The organism is Bradyrhizobium sp. F1.13.3 (genome assembly GCF_040548265.1).
GTDB lineage: Bacteria > Pseudomonadota > Alphaproteobacteria > Rhizobiales > Xanthobacteraceae > Bradyrhizobium.
Genome location: NZ_JBEPRI010000001.1, coordinates 554,845 through 571,446, shown reverse-complemented (window position 1 = coordinate 571,446; position 16,602 = coordinate 554,845). Strand labels below are relative to the sequence as shown.

The window sequence follows — 16,602 nt, the reverse complement described above, 5'->3', positions numbered from 1 at the left end:
AAGTTCCAGGAATGCCCGCGCAGTGCCTGCTTTGATGCAGCGACGTAGCTAACGCGATGTGGCCTCGTCCGACATCAATGCGGCGAGACGCGCCTCTTCCTCGGGCGTGAGCGGCGGAGCTGGGACATCTGCACCATTTCGCGAGCGCCGGCGGATTTGCAGCCATAGCGCCAAGCCGCCGCCAATCAGCAGCAGCGGCGCGAGCAGCCACAGCAGCATATTCTGGCGCTCGAAGCGCGGCTTGAGCAGCACGAACTCGCCGTAGCGCGCGACCAGGAAATCGAGCACTTGCGAATTGCTGTCGCCGGCCGCGATACGCTCGCGCACCAGAAGCCGCAAATCGCGCGCCAGCGGCGCATCGGAATCGTCGATCGACTGGTTCTGGCAGACCATGCAGCGCAGCTCGCGCGACAAGTCGCGTGCACGCGACTCCTTCGCAGGGTCCGACATGATCTCGTCAGGCTGCACGGCATGCGCCGCAGGCAAGGCCAGCAGCATCAGCGCGACGAACGCGGCCATCATCCGGCGCATCGGTTCACTCCGCCGGCTGCAGGCGCTGCTTGGCCCGCGCCGGTTTCGGTGCACCCACCCGCAGGCGCCGATCCGACAGCGACAGCACGCCGCCGAACGCCATCAGCACAGGTCCCCACCAGATCAGCAGCACCAGCGGCTTGTGATAGATGCGCACGGCAATGGCGCCCTCGGCAGTGGCGTCGCCGAGCGAGATGTAGAGCTGGCTGGCGCCGCGCGTCAGCAGGGCGGCCTCCGTCGTCGACGAGCCGCGGGTGGTGAAGCTGCGCTTGGACGGCGTCATCACGCTGAGCTTCTCGCCGTCACTGCTGACGTTGAATTCGGCGATCATCTCGTGGAAGTTTGGCCCTTGACGCTGAAACAAGCCGTCGAGCTTCACCTCGTAGCCGGCGACATGGGCGACGTCGCTCTGTTTCATGGTCGCGATATATTCGGTGTTCCAGGTGGTCTCGCAGACGATCCCGATCAGCGCGACGCCGAGGCCGGCATGCGCAAAAGCTGAGCCCCAGGCCGAGCGCGGCAGGCCGCGGGCCCGGTGCAGTGCCGTTGCGAAAGGTAGCCGCACGAGGCCGGTCCGCTCGACGATATCAGTGACGGCACCGGCGATGACGAAGACGCCAAGCCCGATCGCGAGCGGCGCCAGCGCACTCCCACCGAGCACCCAGCCCCAGACCATGGCGGCGGCGACAAGCCCGGCAACGCCTGCCGCGAGCAGACGCTGCGTGACGCCGAGCAGATCGCCGCGTTTCCATGCCAGCATCGGCCCGAACGGCACGGCGAGCAGCAACAGCGTGAACAGCGGAGCAAAGGTGAGATTGTAGAACGGCGCGCCGACCGACATCTTGAAATCGGCGAGCATCTCCATCGCCAGCGGATAGAGCGTGCCGAACAGCACCACCGCGCAGGCGACCGTGAGCAGCAAATTGTTCAGCACCAGCGCACCCTCGCGCGAGATCGGCGCAAACAGGCCGCCCTGCTTCAACGACGTCGCGCGCCCCGCGAACAGCGACAGGCTGCCGCCGATGAACAGGCAGAGAATCAGGAGAATGAACACGCCGCGGGTTGGATCGGTCGCGAAGGCATGCACCGAGGTGATGACCCCCGAGCGCACCAGGAAGGTGCCGAGCAGTGATAGCGAGAAGGTCAGGATCGACAAGAGGATGGTCCAGACCTTCAGCGCGTTGCGCTTCTCCATCACCAGAGCCGAATGCAGCAGCGCGGTGCCGGCAAGCCACGGCATCAGCGAGGCGTTCTCGACCGGGTCCCAGAACCACCAGCCGCCCCAACCCAGTTCGTAATAGGCCCAGTACGAGCCCATGGCGATGCCGAGGGTCAGGAAGATCCACGCGACCAGCGTCCACGGCCGCACCCAGCGCGCCCAGGCGGCGTCGATCCGCCCCTCCAGCAGCGCCGCGATCGCGAAGGAGAACGAGATCGAGAAGCCGACGTAGCCGAGATAGAGCATTGGCGGATGCACGGCGAGACCGATGTCCTGAAGCACCGGATTGAGATCGCGTCCCTCGATCGGCGGGTTGGCGATGCGCAGGAACGGATTGGAGGTTACCAGGATGAAGAGATAGAAGGCGCTGGCGATCCACGCCTGTACGGCCAGCACATGCGCGCGCAGCGACAGCGGCAGATTGTTGCCGAAGGCCGCGACCAATCCGCCGAACAGCGCGAGGATCGACACCCACAAGAGCATCGAGCCTTCATGGTTTCCCCACACGCCGGTGATCTTGTAGAGCAGCGGCTTCGTGGAATGGGAATTCTCGTAGACGTTGGCAACCGAGAAATCCGAAGCTACGTGCAGCATCACTAGCGCGATGAACGACGCACCGACGAACAGGAGCTGCGCCAGCGCAGTGGAGCGCGCCACATTCATCAGCGCGTCATCGCGCAGCCGCGCCCCGATCAGGGGCACGATGGACTGAATCAATGCCAGTCCGAGCGCCAGCACCAGCGCATAATGTCCCGATTCCGCGATCACCGAACTGCTCCCTGCGGATTGCCCTGTGCGGTCGTAGCCGCGGGCTTGACGCTATCGGAAGCCTTGGCGCCGTAGTCATCCTTCCAGTGCCCCTGCTTCTTCAGGGCATCCGCGACGTCCTTGGGCATGTAGGTTTCGTCGTGCTTGGCGAGCACGGTATCGGCCTTGAACACGCCATTCGCGTCGAGCGCGCCTTCGGCGACGACGCCCTGCCCTTCCCGGAACAGATCAGGCAAAATGCCCTTGAAGGCGACCGGAAGCTTTGCGCCGCCGTCGGCGACTTCGAAGGTCACTGCGAGATTGGCGCCGCGCTGGAGCGAGCCGGGCTGCACCAGGCCGCCGAGGCGAAACCGCTTGCCGGGCGCGACGTGCTTCTCGGCGACCATGGTCGGCGTCGAGAAAAACACGATGGAGTCGCGCAGCGCGTTGAGCACTAGCGCGGCCGCGAGCGCGAGCACGGCGAGCGAGCCGCCGATGATGGTCATACGTCGCTGCTTGCGCGTCATGGCGTATCCATTCCCTGCCCGTCTCGTCCTGACATCGTCATCCGTCGAGCCCGAGTGTCTTGAGGCCTTCATCGAGCTGGCGCAACCGCGCTGCATCATTGGCAACCGCCTGGCGGGCATCGGTCGATGCCCCCAGCGCCTTGTCGCGATCCCCCATCACGAGATAGGCGCGCACCAGGCGCAGCCAACCCTCGACGTCGTCGCCGTTCTGCTTGAGGCGCGTGGCGAGCCGCTCGACCATGCCGCGAACCATCGCGTTGCGATCGCCCTCTTTCATGTCCTTGGAAGCTGCGAGGGTCTCATCCGACAGCGCCGGCATCGTAGCGCCACCGCCGCCGACCCGCGCGAGCGAGGTCTGCACCAGAGGGCGCCACGGCGCATCCGCCGGCGCTTTCGCCAGCAGCGCGCGCCAGATATTGGCGGCATCGTCCTTGCGGCCGTCCTGCTCGGCGGCGAGGCCGAGAAAATAATTCGCCTTGGGGTCGTCGGCGCTGAGCGCGTGCGCGCGCTCGAACTCGGCCTTGGCTTCGGCGGTCACGACGCCGCCGGCGGCGGCCGACATCGCTTCGCCGAGATCGGACCGGCGCTCCGCGCTCTCGCCATTATAGGCGAGCGAGTTGCGATAGGCGCGCACCGCGTCGTCGAAGCGACCAAGCCGTTCCAGCACGGGCGCGATCACGTTCCAGCCGCGTCCGTCGGTTGGATTCTTTTCCAGATGTTGCTCGACCTGCACGACCAGATTCTCGAGCGACTGCGCCATGCCGGACCCGGATCCGCGCTCCCGCTGCGCCAGCGGAAAGTCCTGAAGCCTGGGCGAGCCGAGCGGCACATAGACACCAATCGCAACCAGCGGCAGGCCGGCAAGCGCCAGCACGGCCGCCGCGCGGCGCCATTTGACGCTGGATTTCGGTGCCATTGCTTGCTCGCTGCCGGCCGCGGCGAGCAACCTGCGGCTGACCTCGACGCGCGCGGCCTCGGCTTCGGGCGCTGCGATCAGCCCTGCGGCAAGATCACGCTCGATCTCGGCGAGTTGGTCCTTGTAGACCGCGACCTCGCTGCCCTGATTTTGCGCGCGTCCGCTACGGCCGAGCGGCAAAAGCACGGCGAAGATCGCCGCGACCGTCATCAGCGCGAACACGAACCATAGCGTCATCTGGCAAGCTTCCGGCGGCGCGCAAGCCGCGCCCACAGGTGGCTTTACACCACGGCCGGATGATGCGGCAATTGACAATTGTCAATTCGGCGCGACCGCGCAAAGTCCCGAAATGGTGAAAATCCAACGGCTTAGCCGATCTCGAAGTCCGCACTTTGAGCGGCGTCCTCGCCATGCCCGTTGAAGGCCTTCAGGAAGTATGTTCCCGGCTCGATTGCATCGGGCAATCTGATGCGCAACGCCCCGACGGGAACGGGCGATGCTACCCTGGTGACGGTCTCAGGAAACTGCCGACCGCTTGCCTTCTCGACCAGCACCACCTTCGCGCCGACCATCAGCCTTTGATATTTGGCAACGACGACGCGATTCTCGATTTCGATGGAACTGATAACGGATTTCATGCGCCCACAGATAGAAATATCAAGAACTTGCACGGCGACCGTAGGGCCGGCCACCGACACCGTCAACCTGAAATTGTGATCACAAAAATATGCGCCTGGATCAGCTCGCGCGCGACGATTTGCGCTCGCCCGTGGCCGCGTTCTCCGCGGCGCGGCTCATCAGCGAGGCATAATCATCGCCGAACAGCACCTGGCAGAAGCGGATCGCGGCCTGCACCTGCTGCTGCCGATAGGTGCGGACCTTGTGATCGGCGCCACGCAGCGACTGCACCAGCTGCTCGGTCGAACGCTCGACATATTGCTGGAGGTCGGAATAAGTGCGCAGCGTCACCTCGTTAATCGCAAGCTCGCTCGCATAATTGCGACAGGTCGCGACGAAATCGATCAGCGCCACGGCTTCCTCGACCTCGGTGCTGTCGATCCGCGCGCCCGGCGGAATGTCCTTCTCGGCGCGCTGGCGCAGGATGCGGCGGACGCGGCCGGGCACACTGTCGATCTCGGATTGCAGCGCGTTGGAGATGTCGGCCCGGATCGAGGTCAACTGCTTGCCCCAGGCGGAATCGTTGCGCAGGTCGAGCTCGGTACGCAGGCCACGGACGCCGTCGTGCAGCGTCTTGAGATTGCCGGCGACATTGTCGAAATGGCCGCGCTTGATGTCCATGCGCAGGATGGCGGCCACGCAGGACAGATCATGCAGCGCCATCGTGACGGCGACGCCATAGGGCGTTGCCGCGACACGGATCTCGTCGTCGGACGCGGCAATCCTGATGGCGAGGCGGATGATCTGCCATGGCGCGGTCATCCGCTGCATGACGATGGAGAGCGCGAAGGGCAGCATCTGCGGCGTCTGGAGGACGGGAATGTTGAGCGCGGCAGTCACCGAGGCGATCTGGGCATCGCTGAAGGCGCGCAAAGAGCGCGGCAGCTTCTCGTTCAAGGTGGCGATGGCGTCGCGGACCGCGAGCACCGCCCCGGTCGAATAGAGATCCTCGACCACGTTGGGCGGACCGACGCGGGCGAGCGCACGCGATTTGTCACCCCCGCCCGGCCCCGTCAGCTCGAAGATGGCATCCGCGGCGACCGCCTGGAGCTTCGAGGCCAGCGCTTCGACCTGCCCGGCACTGTCGGCCGGCATGCGCGCTAGCGCCGCCTCGAAGTCGCTCAGCTTGGCCGGAGCACCGTCGCGGCCGAGCCATTGCCAGATCGGAGCCAGCGAAGAGCGGCGGATCTGCCCGGCCCGGATCGGGGCGCCCGCTTCGACCAGGAATGGTTCCAGCACCTGGAACAGTAGCCGCGACAGATCGTCCGTACGCGGCGGTGGGGCCGCGTCGGCTTCCGTCTTGCGGACGATCTTGCGCAGCTGGTCGAGCACGAGGGTTGCCACGGCCGTGTCCTGGCCGCGCTCGAGCGCACGCTCGAACTCCCGCATCAGCAGTGCCTGCGCCTGCGGCGGGAGCTGCGCGAGATATTCCCTCAGCCGCTCGATCGATGTCTGGCTCATGCGCCCGGGTAATGAACGGTAAAATGGCGGACGTGGGATCCGTCCTGCCCGATCATAGATGGGCCCCACTTAAGAAGCCGTTTAGGAAGTCGCTCCGAATACCCCTGGTTTCGTCGGGATCGACGTGCCGCAGGCCAAATAGTCATGTCGGAACAAGGCATTATATTCCGGGGAGGACCAGCTCCGCCCGCAGCCCCCCGCTCGGCGCGCGGCCAAGTGAGAGGCTGCCGCCGTAGAGCGCAGCGAGCTCGGTCACGATCGACAGCCCAAGCCCCGATCCGGGCTTGGACTCGTCGAGCCGCTGGCCGCGCCGTGAGACCTGCGCGCGCTCGGCCTCCGACAGACCGCGGCCGTCGTCGTCAACGACGATATGCAGCCGCGGAGCGGCGCTCGTCTGATGGGGCGCTTCCACCAGAACTTCGATGAAGACCCGCGAGGCCGCCCATTTGCAGGCGTTGTCGACGAGATTGCCGACCATCTCCTCCAGATCCTGCCGCTCGCCGCGAAATTTCGCCGACGGATCGGCCTCGGCTTCGACCACGATGCCGCGGCCGCGGTGAATCTTCTCCATGGTCCGCCGCAGTGCCTCGATGGCCGGTGCCACCTCCGTCACCGTCGCGACGACCGAGACCCGCGCCGCGATGCGCGCGCGCTCGAGATGATGGGCGACCTGGTCGCGCATCACGTCGGCCTGCTCCATCACCTTTGCCGCGAACGGATCGGTGGCATGCGCGCCGGCCTCGTTCACGATGACCGAGAGCGGCGTCTTGATGGCGTGGGCGAGATTGCCGACGTGGGTGCGTGCGCGCTCGACGATCTCGCGATTGGCGTCGATCAGCGCGTTGGTCTCGCGCGCCAGCGGCGCGATCTCGACCGGGAACTCGCCCTCGAGTCGCTCCGCGCGCCCGGACCGGATGTCGGCGATGGATTCGGAGATGCGCTTGAGCGGCGCGAGACCGAAGCGGACCTGGAACACGGTGGTCAGCAGCAGCACGATGCCGAGTGCGGTGAAGGTGCCGCCGAGGTAGTAATCGAAACTGCGCGTCTCGTCGAAAATCTCGGTGTCGTCGCCGGCGACACTGACGAGAAATTTGCCGTCCGCGCCGAGATCGACCGGCCGCTCCACCATCCGCAGGTTCTGTCCCTCGGGACCGTCGACATAAGCGATCCGGATGCCGGCGGCGGTGAGCTCGGTGCCCTGCTCTTCCAGCTTCGGCAGCTTCTTGTCCCAAAGCGAGCGCGAGGACCGCACCTCCGGCTTTTCGGTGTCGGTCCGCGTGATCTGCCAGTACCAGCCGGACAACGGCAGCTCGAACAGAGGCTCGCCGAGCGACTGGAACTGGCGATCCGGCGGCTCGTCGGGGGTGGCGACCTCGGCGATCAGCGTGCGAAGATAGAGATTGAGCCGGCGGTCGAAGGCGCGCTCGGTGGCGTTCTTGTAGACCGACGACAGCACCACGCCGGTGATGGCCAAGATCACCACGAGCCACGCGGTCGCCGACAGGAACAGGCGGTTCGCGAGCGAGCTGGCGGGCATCGGAATGATCCCGGAGGCGCGGGGTGACATGGCGTCGGAACTCATTACCCGAACAAGGCCTCTGCCGGGCCGCCCGTCAAGCCAAGATACGTCCAGACAAGAAGTTCGAGACACCGCGCTTCAAGCGCCAGGGGCCGGCGGGGTCAGGAGATAGCCGAGGCCACGGACGGTCTGGATGATGTCGACGTCGAGCTTCTTGCGGATGCGGCCGACGAAGACCTCGATGGTGTTGGAGTCGCGATCGAAGTCCTGGTCGTAGAGATGCTCGACCAGCTCGGTGCGGGACACGACGCGGCCCGAATGGTGCATCAGGTAGGCCAGAAGCCGATATTCGTGCGAGGTCATCTTGATGGGATTGCCTGATACGCTGACCCGTCCGGTCCTGGTGTCGAGCGTGACGGGGCCGCAGCTCAGCTCGCTCTGGGCATGGCCGGTGGAGCGGCGCAGCAGCGCGCGGATGCGCGCCAGCACCTCCTCCAGGTGGAACGGCTTTGCGACATAATCGTCGGCGCCGGCATCGAAGCCCTGGACCTTGTCGCTCCAGCGGTCGCGCGCGGTGAGGATCAGCACCGGCATGGTGCGGCCGTTGCGCCGCCAGGCTTCCAGCACCGAGATGCCGTCCTTCTTCGGCAGGCCGATGTCGAGCACCACGGCGTCGTAGGGCTCGTTGTCACCGAGATAATGCCCCTCCTCCCCGTCGAAGGCGCGATCGACGACATATCCGGCGTCGGTCAGCGCCTTGGTAAGCTGGCGATTGAGATCGGGGTCGTCCTCAACGACGAGCAGGCGCACGCTTCTCTCCAGGATTAGGCCGCATGAACACCCGCACAGATGAGCAATTCCGGCGTGAACTGAATATGAACACGGGGAACCGGCCGCGTTACTTTTTGGTCATATCCGACCTGTTCGCGGTCAACGCACTGCGCCCGCCAGGCCATCGGACGAACCGGCGGCATGGCGGGCGCAATGTGCCGCGTTACGCGGCGAGTCGGAAGGTGCGAACCGTCCGGTCGATCTGCCGATCAGGTCCGGAAGAACACGAACCAGATGACGGCGAGGATCAGGATCGCGAGCCCGGTGGATATGGCGAGCAGCGCCGCCACCGACGGCCCGGGCTCGCCCTGGCGCGCCTCGGTTGGAGTTTCCACGATCTGACGTTGGTCTCGCGTGGTTGCCATGGTGACCTCAATTTCTGGGCGTCGCGTCGGATGGCCGCGACTCCTCGCGGCGGAATGTCCCGTGGCAACGCATGATCCGATATGATGTTCCGGCCTTTGCGGCCGGATCAGGCTGCAACCGCGCGCCGGGCGGCCGGTTAACGCAGTTGCAAGATTCAGCGAACCGCCTTGCTATGATTCGTTGTTCCCCGATGGTATCTTCGTGTTCTGTCCCCGTTGCGTTTGGAGTAGCCCATGGCCCCCCGCGCCAATTGGAAGGGTTTTCTGCGTTTGTCGCTCGTGACCTGCCCGGTCGCGCTCTATCCGGCCACTTCGGATACCGAGAAGGTCTCGTTCAACCAGATCAACCGCAAGACCGGGCACCGGATCAAGTACCTCAAGGTCGACGCCGAGACCGGTGACGAGGTGACCTCGGAGGACATCGTCAAGGGCTACAAGGTCGACACCGACACCTATATCGAGGTCACCAAGGACGAGCTCGACGACATCGCGCTGGAGTCCACCCACACGATCGAGATCGATGAGTTCGTACCGAAGACCGACATCGACAGCCGCTATCTGATCCGCCCCTATTATCTCGTGCCCGATGGCAAGGTCGGCCACGACGCCTTTGCGGTGATCCGCGAGACGATCCGGAGCATGGACAAGGTCGCGATCGGCCGCGTGGTGCTGACCAACCGCGAGCACATCATCGCCCTGGAGTCGCTCGGGAGCGGCCTGATGGGGACGCTGCTGCGCTACCCCTATGAGGTGCGCGGCGAGAAGGACTATTTTGACGACATCCAGGACGTGAAGCTGACCAAGGACATGCTCGACCTTGCAAAGCACATCGTCGAGAAGAAGTCCGGCGCGTTCGAGCCCGAGCTGTTCGAGGACCATTACGAGACCGCGCTGATCGACCTCATCAACAAGAAGCGCAGCGGCGCGCCCATCACCGCGAAAGCCGCGCCCAAGACCGGCGGCAACGTCATCAACCTCATGGACGCGCTGAAGAAGAGCATCGCGAACGAGAAGGACGCAGGCCCCGCGGCGAAGGTGGCCAGGGATGCGACCAAGGACACGGTCAAGGGCAAGAAGCCGAAGAAGCGCGTCGAAGGCCAGCGCGAGATGCTGCTGCCGATTGCCGGCAAGGGCGGCAAGGACGCTGCTGCGAAAGCCGCTCCCAAAAAGGCCGACAAGCCGGTGCGCGCGCAGGCGCGGGCGAAGAAGGCCGGCTAGCAGCATCGCACCAGCGGCTGCGCCGTGATGCCTCCCCTCGCCGATCGGCCGACCTGACATGCCCTGGTCGACCGCGTTCGACGAACCCATTTCGTTAAGTGGCGGGCGCAAGCTGCGGACGCTGCAAGAAGCTGCCGATCACATCATGCGACTGCCCGAGGATACGCAGCACGCGAGCCACTGGCAGATCGCGATCGAAACCCTGATCAACGCAGCCGAGACCGGCGGCGGCTGGATGATGTTCGCCCGCATCGCGGTGTTACGGGCGCTGAATGCGGACGGTCGGCGCAAGTGAGCCCGGCGCCCCGCTCGAGAACAGGCTCAACAATCCGTTAAGCCAAGCCCGCGCTTTCAGCGTCCACCTGCGGCCGGCGGCGGCACGTAATCCTACGGAAGACAAAATTAACCGCCGGTACCCGCTCAGCCCAGCATGCTCGCCCCTGATTAGACTCGGGATTCACAGCCTCGTGCAGCAGCAGGACGCCAGAAAAAACTACATCGGCATCGTCAACGACGCGGCCGAGGAAGAAAGCCCCGCCGGCCGCTCCGCGCGGGCGCAGCCGTGGGCGATGAGCTATCTGGTCGGACGCCTGGCAGCAGTGCTGAAACGCCCCGGCAAGGCCGCGCCGGAACGCCAGATCTCGTCCTGAGACGCGATGACGACATCGCCAAATGCGTCCGAATTGGGTGACGAAACCTTAAGTCAATCGATGACACCATATCAAACGGCAGGTGAGGACCATCCACCTGCGTTTTGACGCGCCCACGAAAATTAGTGAATCAATTTACCATTCCGAAAACGGCACCAGCCTAAGTTGGACGGATGAACAGGAGTTGACGATGACTTTGCTCAAGTCATTTCTTGCCGATGAAAATGGTGCCACTGCCATCGAGTATTGTCTGATTGCCACCGGGATCGCGTTTGCGATCATCGCGGCCGTGAACAATACGGGCAGCGCACTCCTGAGCGGCAAATTCAACTCGATCAGCGCGGCGGTGAAGTAGCCGGCATAGGCGGGCCGCAATCCCATCAGCACGAGTCCGCGTGCAACGCGCCGGGTGACGGGCTCCTCTTTCCGATGCGGCGGCGACCCCTGTTTGATTCTCGCGAAGTTCGCATTATGGCGTTGTGTCGTGCGGCTGCGCCGTCGTAGAGCGTAAGCTCAAACTGCATCGGCCCGATGACATGATTCCTTCCGACAAGCCGACCTCGACAATCCGGGCTCGTCTTGGCTCGGACCGGTCGGTGGCGATCACCGTTCTTGCTGTGCTGGCGGCCGTGTCGTTTCTTCCGGTGCTGCTGACGCCTATCCCCGCGATGGTCGACTATCCCAATCACCTCGCCCGGATGTATATTCTGAGCCAGAACGGCACCCCCAACGCCAATCCGCATTACGAAGTGGCCTGGGCATTCTATCCCAACCTTGGAATGGATCTGCTGGTCCCGCAGATGGCACGGCTGATCAGCGTCGAGAATGCCACACGGCTGTTTCTGCTCCTGAGCCAATTGCTGATCGTCGGGGGCGCGCTTTTGCTCGAATGGGCCCGGAAGGGACGGGTCCATCTCGCCGGCTTTGCGGCGCTCGCTTTCCTTTACTGTCTGCCGTTCAGCTGGGGCTTCGTGAATTTCGAGTTCGGACTGGGCCTCGCTCTCTGCGGCATCGCCGCCTATCTGATGCTTGCGGAACGCCCATGGCCGCTGCGTTTCGTCGTCAACATGGTGTTCGTCGCTGCGCTGTTTGCGGCGCATTTCTTCTCCCTCGGCATCTACGGCGCGACGCTCGGGGTCTACGAGCTCTCACGCATCCGCCATGGGCGAATATCGTACGGTGTCGCCGCCGCGCGGCTCGGCGCGTTGGCCATACCGGCGCTTGCCCTGTTTGGGATCATGCGCATGACCGCGGGATCGATCGGAAGCGAAGGAACGAGCTGGTTCCTCGAATTCAAGCCGATCTGGCCGCTGCGCATCATGAACGGTTACAATCTGACGGTCGCGGCGGCGACCGGGCTGGCGTTGATGATCGCGCTGTTTTTCACCGCAAGACGCGGCGTCCTCAAGCTCGAAGCAGCCGGGATCTGGCTCGCGATCGGCTTCGCGTTGCTCTACGTCGTCATTCCCTCGAAGCTGTTCGGAACCTCGTTCGTCGACCTTCGCGTGATCCCCGCTGCGGCTCTGATCCTGCCGGCCTTCTGCTCGCTGACGCTGCCCAGCCGGACATGGAGAATGGCAGCGCTCGCCGCGATCAGTGGCGTCATACTGATCAATCTCGCCGTCGTGCTCGCGGTGTGGTTGCCTTACCGCACCGACTATGCGGCCATCGTCGAGTCGTTCCGCAAGATCGATCGCGGCTCGCGCATCCTCGTCGCCAGCACGGACGACAATGGAGACCCGCCCTTCGCCGACCTCACCTCATATCCGATGTATTATGCGCCTACGCTCGCCGTGCACTATGCCAACGCGTTCGTGCCCAATCTATTCACGGAAGCGGGCAAGCAGCCCGTGCGGCCCCGCGAAGACGTGCGCCGTCTTGCCATTCCCTACGGGGGGCCGGTGCCGCTGGGCGTGCTTACCGCGATTGCGGCAAGCCGGCCGCCGGCTGGCGTTCTGCCGTTCGTCCGCACCTGGCACCAGGATTACGACTATCTCTACGTCCTCGGGCCGCGGGTCGCAAATCCGCTGCCGGATCTGCTGGAAGCGCTGGACACCTCGGAGCGATTTGTTCTCTACAAGATCCGCCGCAGGTTCTAGACCGCAAGTCCTGGGCCAAAGCCGCGGCTGCCCAGCGTGGTTAATCGCGCGTCACCACCCGCACCGCTTATTGGAAGCCAGCCACGGTGACCCATATCCTTAATGGTTGTGGCAAGGCGACCTTAACCACCGCCGGCATAGACTTCCGCTCCTGCAACGAGTTGGACTCTCTCGCATGGCGGCCAATTTCCAGTCGATCCGCTACAGCCTCGTCATCCCCGTGTTCAACGAGGAAGCGGTGTTGCCGGTGCTGCTGCGCAGGCTCGACCTGGTCTTGTCCCGGCTCGACGGGCCGGCAGAAGCAATCTTCGTCGACGACGGCAGCAGTGATTCCAGCTCGATCGTGCTCCAGGCGCTCGCCACGCGGGACCCGCGCTTTCGCTATATCGGCCTGTCGCGAAATTTCGGCCATCAGATCGCCATTACCGCCGGCATGGACGCCGCGGAAGGTGAAGCGATCATCGTCATGGATGCCGACTTGCAGGATCCGCCCGAAGTCATCGAGCAATTGATCGCAAAATGGAAGGAAGGCAACGACATCGTCCACGCCCGCCGACTGTCGCGCGACGGCGAGAGCCGGTTCAAGCGCGCGACCGCTCATCTCTTCTACCGACTTCTCGGCAGAATGTCCTCGGTCGGCATCCCCGCCGATGTCGGCGACTTCCGCCTGATCGATCGCAAGGTGCTCGACGCGCTTCGGCAGATGCCGGAGCAGGACCGCTTCGTACGCGGCATGATCGCCTGGCTCGGCTTCCGGCAGGCCGAGGTCACCTTCCACCGCCTCGAGCGTGCAGCGGGCGAGACCAAGTATCCGCTGTTCAAGATGGTGCGGCTCGCGATGAACGCCGCGCTCGGCTTTTCCGATCTGCCCTTGCGGCTCGCAATCTGGTGCGGATTGACGGTCTCGGGACTCGCACTGCTCTACGGCGGTTGGGTGATCCTGTTGTGGCTCAGCAACGATAGTCATCTCGTCACCGGCTGGTCCTCGACGATGGTCGTCGTGTCCCTGCTGTGTGGAATGAACATGCTGATGACGGGTATCGTGGGGCTTTACGTCGGCCGCATCCACGCCGAGGTGAAACGTCGCCCGCTCTACGTCGTGCAGACCCGCGCCGGCTTCGACCGCAACGAGACGGCGGCCGCACCCGCGATCCACGCCGTCAACCAGTGACCCAGCGCATGACCGAACTCTTCGACGGTTATCACGACAACTACCGTGACGTGGTCCAATCCTCGATCGACTTTTCCGGCTTGCCGCATCATTTCTTCATGCGCGCCAAGGCCGATCTCCTGGGCAATCTGATCGCGCAGCGGCTCGACACGGAGAGGCCGGATATGCTGGACGTCGGCTGCGGCGTCGGCAGCCTTCATCCCCTGCTGCACGGCATGGTCGGCCGCTTGAGCGGTATCGACGTTTCTTCGGCCAGCCTGGCGCAGGCACGCGCTGACAACGGCAGGGGCGACTACCGCGAGTTTGACGGCCGCACCTTTCCTTTCGACGATGCCAGCTTCGATCTGGTCACGGCCGTCTGCGTGATGCACCACGTCGTGCCAGCCGAATGGGCGCAATTCATCACGGAGATGCGGCGCGTGACGCGTCCCGGGGGACTCGTCTGCGTCATCGAGCACAATCCGTACAATCCGCTGACGCGCCTTGCCGTCGCGCGGTGTGAGTTCGACCGGGACGCCGTGTTGCTCGGGGCCGGCACAACCCGAAAATTGATGGCTTCCGGCGGCCTGCGCGAGATCGGTGCGCGCCATTTCCTGCTGCTGCCCTGGGACACCAAGCCGGCGCGGCGCCTCGAACACACGCTGAGCGGCGTGCCGCTCGGCGGCCAATACGCCGCCTTCGGGACCGCTTGATCTATCTTTGCGGCATGTCCCGCCGCTTGTGCACGACCGCCACGTCGTCGCTGTAGACGCGCTGCCATTGGGGCAGCCGGTCCAGCATCGCTATCGCCGGCGTCCCTGGCGCAAGCAGCGTCGCGGCGATGCTGTATTCGTCGAGCAACTTGAGAAAGTCGCCGAGATCGACCAGCGCCAGGGCGCGATTGTAGCGGTTGATGAACGCTCCGCCGTACAGTTCACCGCGACCGTCGATAAAGGTGGGAATGCCGGCAAAGATCAAATAGCCGCCGAAGGAATAATCGTTGAGCACGTGTCCCGCCGTGGCGAGTTTGGCTTGAGCGATGGCAGCCTGAGGGGTAATGGCTGGAGCCGGCCGTATATCACGGGCCAGTGTCGCCCCGCTCGCCACGATCAACACACCGAGCGCGACTAGGTTAAGGCCGCGCGACGAGCCGGCGGCATCTTCCCCAACCGGTCCACCGAACTTCCGCCCCAGCGGAGCCGCCAGATAGAGCGGCGCCAGCATGGCCAGCAGATCCGCATTGCGGATCTGGGCCAGCGCGAAATGCAGCAAGCCGATCACGACCAGGGTCCGCACGACCGGCAGCGTCACGCCACGCGAGAGCGCGAAGATGGCGGCCAGCAGCAGCAACTCGAAGAAGCCTATGTGACTGAAATCCTGCGGCCGCCATTCCGCAATCCAACCGAGCGCGGGGCCCAGGCCGAGTGTGGTCAGCGGCATCAGCAGCGGTTCCGGCCCGTAGGGTGTCAGGCAAGACGCTACGACCGCAAGCGCGGTGAATGGCAGCCACCGCAGGAATACGCGTGGCCATTCGCTGCGCTTCTCGCGCAGCAGCGCCTCGAGCCCCGCCGGCCCGATCAGTCCAAGCGCCAGCACCACACTGCCGTGCAGATTGGCCCACACGACCAGCAGCGGAAGAGCCCAATACGGCGGAGGTCCACCACGATCCATGCAGCGTACCAGGGCAGCCGCCCAGGTCACCATCAACGGCAGCACCAGCACGTGTGGCCGCGCCAGCATATGCGGCGCCAACAGGATGACGGCCGCGATCACCATGAGCAGCGTGTGGATTGGCGAAAGCTCGCGCAGCAGGAAGAACGTGAACAGGCCGAAGGCGAGTGCTATTGCCGCGGCGGCGACGACGAGGACGCCCTGCCAGCCGGCAAGCGCGTAGGCGCCGGCGTAGATGATCTCCGAGAGCCATTCGAAGGTGATCCAGGGGGCGCCGTACCTCGAAAAGGAAAATGGGTCGCTCGCCGGCAGCGTGCCATGCGCGATGATCCAGCGCCCGACCTCGATATGCGAATAGCTGTCGGGATCATTGAGCAGCCGCGGTCCAAGGATCAGCAGCATGACATAGACGCCAAGGCTCACCAGCCAGGGGAGCGCCGCACGCGCCGAAAACGGTTGAACCTCGCTCTGGATGGCCTGGTCACTCATGGCGAGCGCAAGTTAGGGCGCAAGCGTTAAATTCTCCTTTGACACGCACCGCGCCTGGCCCTGTACGGGCGGGCCGGTCACTCTTTATGAACTATATTCCCGACGGCAAAATCCGGACTGCGGCGCTTTGACGACCATGTGGGTCCTGATACTCTTCACACTGTCAAACGACGAACCACAGCTGATTGAAGGATGCGGATGCGAAGCGTGATGCTCTTGGCTTTCAGCCTCATCTTTGTCGGCGGCTGGTCGCAGGACAGCGCGCGAGGACAGACTTCGGCCGCGCCGCCGGTTTCGCTTTCTCCGCCCAATGCATCGCCGCCGCATGCGGGCGCTAAAAATTCCAGACCTCCGCCGGCAGCATCCATCAGAGAGGCTTCGCCGCCGGTCATCGGCGGGCTTCCATCGGCGCCGAACCCGGCCGTCGACTACGATGGCTTCAGCGTAGGCGCCGGCGACGGCAATGACACCTCGAGCCTGCTAGGCCCGCCGGTGAGGTCTCGCACTGCGAAGGGCTCCAGAGCCGATTCG

At 64.5% G+C, this 16,602-nt stretch carries 18 protein-coding genes; 7 read left to right on the top strand and 11 right to left on the bottom strand.

Features of this window, described 5'->3' with window-relative positions; genetic code table 11:
* Window positions 1-48: 48 nt before the first annotated feature.
* The 9 genes from ABIB66_RS02625 to ABIB66_RS02585 form a co-directional block, all read right to left on the bottom strand.
* Window positions 49-531, bottom strand: a complete 483-nt coding sequence (locus ABIB66_RS02625; protein WP_354206757.1) for a cytochrome c-type biogenesis protein — start codon at window positions 529-531, stop codon at window positions 49-51.
* A gap of 4 nt (window positions 532-535) precedes the next feature.
* The gene (locus ABIB66_RS02620) at window positions 536-2,518 is read right to left on the bottom strand and encodes a heme lyase CcmF/NrfE family subunit (RefSeq protein WP_354254084.1); all 1,983 of its coding nucleotides are present in this window, start codon (window positions 2,516-2,518) and stop codon (window positions 536-538) included.
* Complete coding sequence (gene ccmE, locus ABIB66_RS02615) at window positions 2,515-3,024, bottom strand: cytochrome c maturation protein CcmE (RefSeq protein ID WP_354206759.1); 510 nt, start codon at window positions 3,022-3,024, stop codon at window positions 2,515-2,517. The genes ABIB66_RS02620 and ccmE overlap by 4 nt, the downstream gene beginning before the upstream one ends.
* Window positions 3,025-3,061: 37 nt before the next feature.
* A complete protein-coding gene (gene ccmI, locus ABIB66_RS02610; protein WP_354206761.1) occupies window positions 3,062-4,177 on the bottom strand; it encodes a c-type cytochrome biogenesis protein CcmI in 1,116 nt (371 codons plus the stop codon).
* Between the two features lie 131 nt (window positions 4,178-4,308).
* Entirely contained in the window at window positions 4,309-4,578 is a 270-nt protein-coding gene (locus tag ABIB66_RS02605; protein ID WP_354057503.1) for a hypothetical protein, read from the bottom strand.
* A gap of 100 nt (window positions 4,579-4,678) precedes the next feature.
* Window positions 4,679-6,079, bottom strand: coding sequence for a hypothetical protein (locus tag ABIB66_RS02600; protein WP_354206763.1), 1,401 nt, complete (start codon window positions 6,077-6,079; stop codon window positions 4,679-4,681).
* A 160-nt stretch (window positions 6,080-6,239) separates the two neighbouring features.
* Window positions 6,240-7,616 (bottom strand): ATP-binding protein, encoded by a 1,377-nt coding sequence (locus ABIB66_RS02595; RefSeq protein WP_275167741.1) that lies wholly within the window; start codon window positions 7,614-7,616, stop codon window positions 6,240-6,242.
* A gap of 120 nt (window positions 7,617-7,736) precedes the next feature.
* Window positions 7,737-8,408, bottom strand: coding sequence for a response regulator transcription factor (locus ABIB66_RS02590; protein WP_247349962.1), 672 nt, complete (start codon window positions 8,406-8,408; stop codon window positions 7,737-7,739).
* Between the two features lie 230 nt (window positions 8,409-8,638).
* Window positions 8,639-8,794 (bottom strand): hypothetical protein, encoded by a 156-nt coding sequence (locus ABIB66_RS02585; RefSeq protein WP_007593402.1) that lies wholly within the window; start codon window positions 8,792-8,794, stop codon window positions 8,639-8,641.
* Window positions 8,795-9,028: 234 nt separating this feature from the next.
* On the opposite strand from ABIB66_RS02585, the gene ku reads away from it, so the two are divergent.
* The 7 genes from ku (at window position 9,029) to ABIB66_RS02550 (ending at window position 14,624) form a co-directional block, all read left to right on the top strand.
* Window positions 9,029-10,012, top strand: a complete 984-nt coding sequence (gene ku, locus ABIB66_RS02580) for a non-homologous end joining protein Ku (RefSeq protein ID WP_354206765.1) — start codon at window positions 9,029-9,031, stop codon at window positions 10,010-10,012.
* Between the two features lie 58 nt (window positions 10,013-10,070).
* Window positions 10,071-10,307, top strand: coding sequence for a hypothetical protein (locus ABIB66_RS02575; RefSeq protein ID WP_354206767.1), 237 nt, complete (start codon window positions 10,071-10,073; stop codon window positions 10,305-10,307).
* Window positions 10,308-10,479: 172 nt separating this feature from the next.
* Window positions 10,480-10,662 carry a hypothetical protein gene (locus ABIB66_RS02570; RefSeq protein ID WP_354206769.1) on the top strand — a complete coding sequence of 61 codons (183 nt, stop codon included), beginning with the start codon at window positions 10,480-10,482 and terminating at the stop codon, window positions 10,660-10,662.
* A 190-nt stretch (window positions 10,663-10,852) separates the two neighbouring features.
* Entirely contained in the window at window positions 10,853-11,017 is a 165-nt protein-coding gene (locus ABIB66_RS02565; RefSeq protein WP_275167744.1) for a Flp family type IVb pilin, read from the top strand.
* Window positions 11,018-11,198: 181 nt separating this feature from the next.
* The gene (locus ABIB66_RS02560; RefSeq protein WP_354206772.1) at window positions 11,199-12,761 is read left to right on the top strand and encodes a hypothetical protein; all 1,563 of its coding nucleotides are present in this window, start codon (window positions 11,199-11,201) and stop codon (window positions 12,759-12,761) included.
* Between the two features lie 175 nt (window positions 12,762-12,936).
* A complete protein-coding gene (locus tag ABIB66_RS02555; protein WP_354206774.1) occupies window positions 12,937-13,932 on the top strand; it encodes a glycosyltransferase family 2 protein in 996 nt (331 codons plus the stop codon).
* Between the two features lie 8 nt (window positions 13,933-13,940).
* Window positions 13,941-14,624, top strand: a complete 684-nt coding sequence (locus ABIB66_RS02550; RefSeq protein ID WP_354206776.1) for a class I SAM-dependent methyltransferase — start codon at window positions 13,941-13,943, stop codon at window positions 14,622-14,624.
* A gap of 1 nt (window position 14,625) precedes the next feature.
* Here ABIB66_RS02550 and ABIB66_RS02545 read toward each other — a convergent pair whose 3' ends face one another.
* On the bottom strand, window positions 14,626-16,071 hold the full coding sequence (locus ABIB66_RS02545) for a hypothetical protein (protein ID WP_354254082.1): 1,446 nt from the start codon (window positions 16,069-16,071) through the stop codon (window positions 14,626-14,628).
* A 155-nt stretch (window positions 16,072-16,226) separates the two neighbouring features.
* Entirely contained in the window at window positions 16,227-16,463 is a 237-nt protein-coding gene (locus tag ABIB66_RS02540; RefSeq protein ID WP_354206780.1) for a hypothetical protein, read from the bottom strand.
* Window positions 16,464-16,602: the final 139 nt, after the last annotated feature.

Coding starts and splice junctions, on each gene's coding strand:
- ABIB66_RS02625 (WP_354206757.1), bottom strand. CDS start 531: ATGCGCCGGATGATGGCCGCGTTCGTCGCGCTGATGCTGCTGGCCTTG.
- ccmE (WP_354206759.1), bottom strand. CDS start 3,024: ATGACGCGCAAGCAGCGACGTATGACCATCATCGGCGGCTCGCTCGCC.
- ccmI (WP_354206761.1), bottom strand. CDS start 4,177: ATGACGCTATGGTTCGTGTTCGCGCTGATGACGGTCGCGGCGATCTTC.
- ABIB66_RS02605 (WP_354057503.1), bottom strand. CDS start 4,578: ATGAAATCCGTTATCAGTTCCATCGAAATCGAGAATCGCGTCGTCGTT.
- ABIB66_RS02600 (WP_354206763.1), bottom strand. CDS start 6,079: ATGAGCCAGACATCGATCGAGCGGCTGAGGGAATATCTCGCGCAGCTC.
- ABIB66_RS02595 (WP_275167741.1), bottom strand. CDS start 7,616: ATGCCCGCCAGCTCGCTCGCGAACCGCCTGTTCCTGTCGGCGACCGCG.
- ABIB66_RS02585 (WP_007593402.1), bottom strand. CDS start 8,794: ATGGCAACCACGCGAGACCAACGTCAGATCGTGGAAACTCCAACCGAG.
- ku (WP_354206765.1), top strand. CDS start 9,029: ATGGCCCCCCGCGCCAATTGGAAGGGTTTTCTGCGTTTGTCGCTCGTG.
- ABIB66_RS02575 (WP_354206767.1), top strand. CDS start 10,071: ATGCCCTGGTCGACCGCGTTCGACGAACCCATTTCGTTAAGTGGCGGG.
- ABIB66_RS02565 (WP_275167744.1), top strand. CDS start 10,853: ATGACTTTGCTCAAGTCATTTCTTGCCGATGAAAATGGTGCCACTGCC.
- ABIB66_RS02560 (WP_354206772.1), top strand. CDS start 11,199: ATGATTCCTTCCGACAAGCCGACCTCGACAATCCGGGCTCGTCTTGGC.
- ABIB66_RS02555 (WP_354206774.1), top strand. CDS start 12,937: ATGGCGGCCAATTTCCAGTCGATCCGCTACAGCCTCGTCATCCCCGTG.
- ABIB66_RS02550 (WP_354206776.1), top strand. CDS start 13,941: ATGACCGAACTCTTCGACGGTTATCACGACAACTACCGTGACGTGGTC.
- ABIB66_RS02545 (WP_354254082.1), bottom strand. CDS start 16,071: ATGAGTGACCAGGCCATCCAGAGCGAGGTTCAACCGTTTTCGGCGCGT.
- ABIB66_RS02540 (WP_354206780.1), bottom strand. CDS start 16,463: ATGACCGGCGGCGAAGCCTCTCTGATGGATGCTGCCGGCGGAGGTCTG.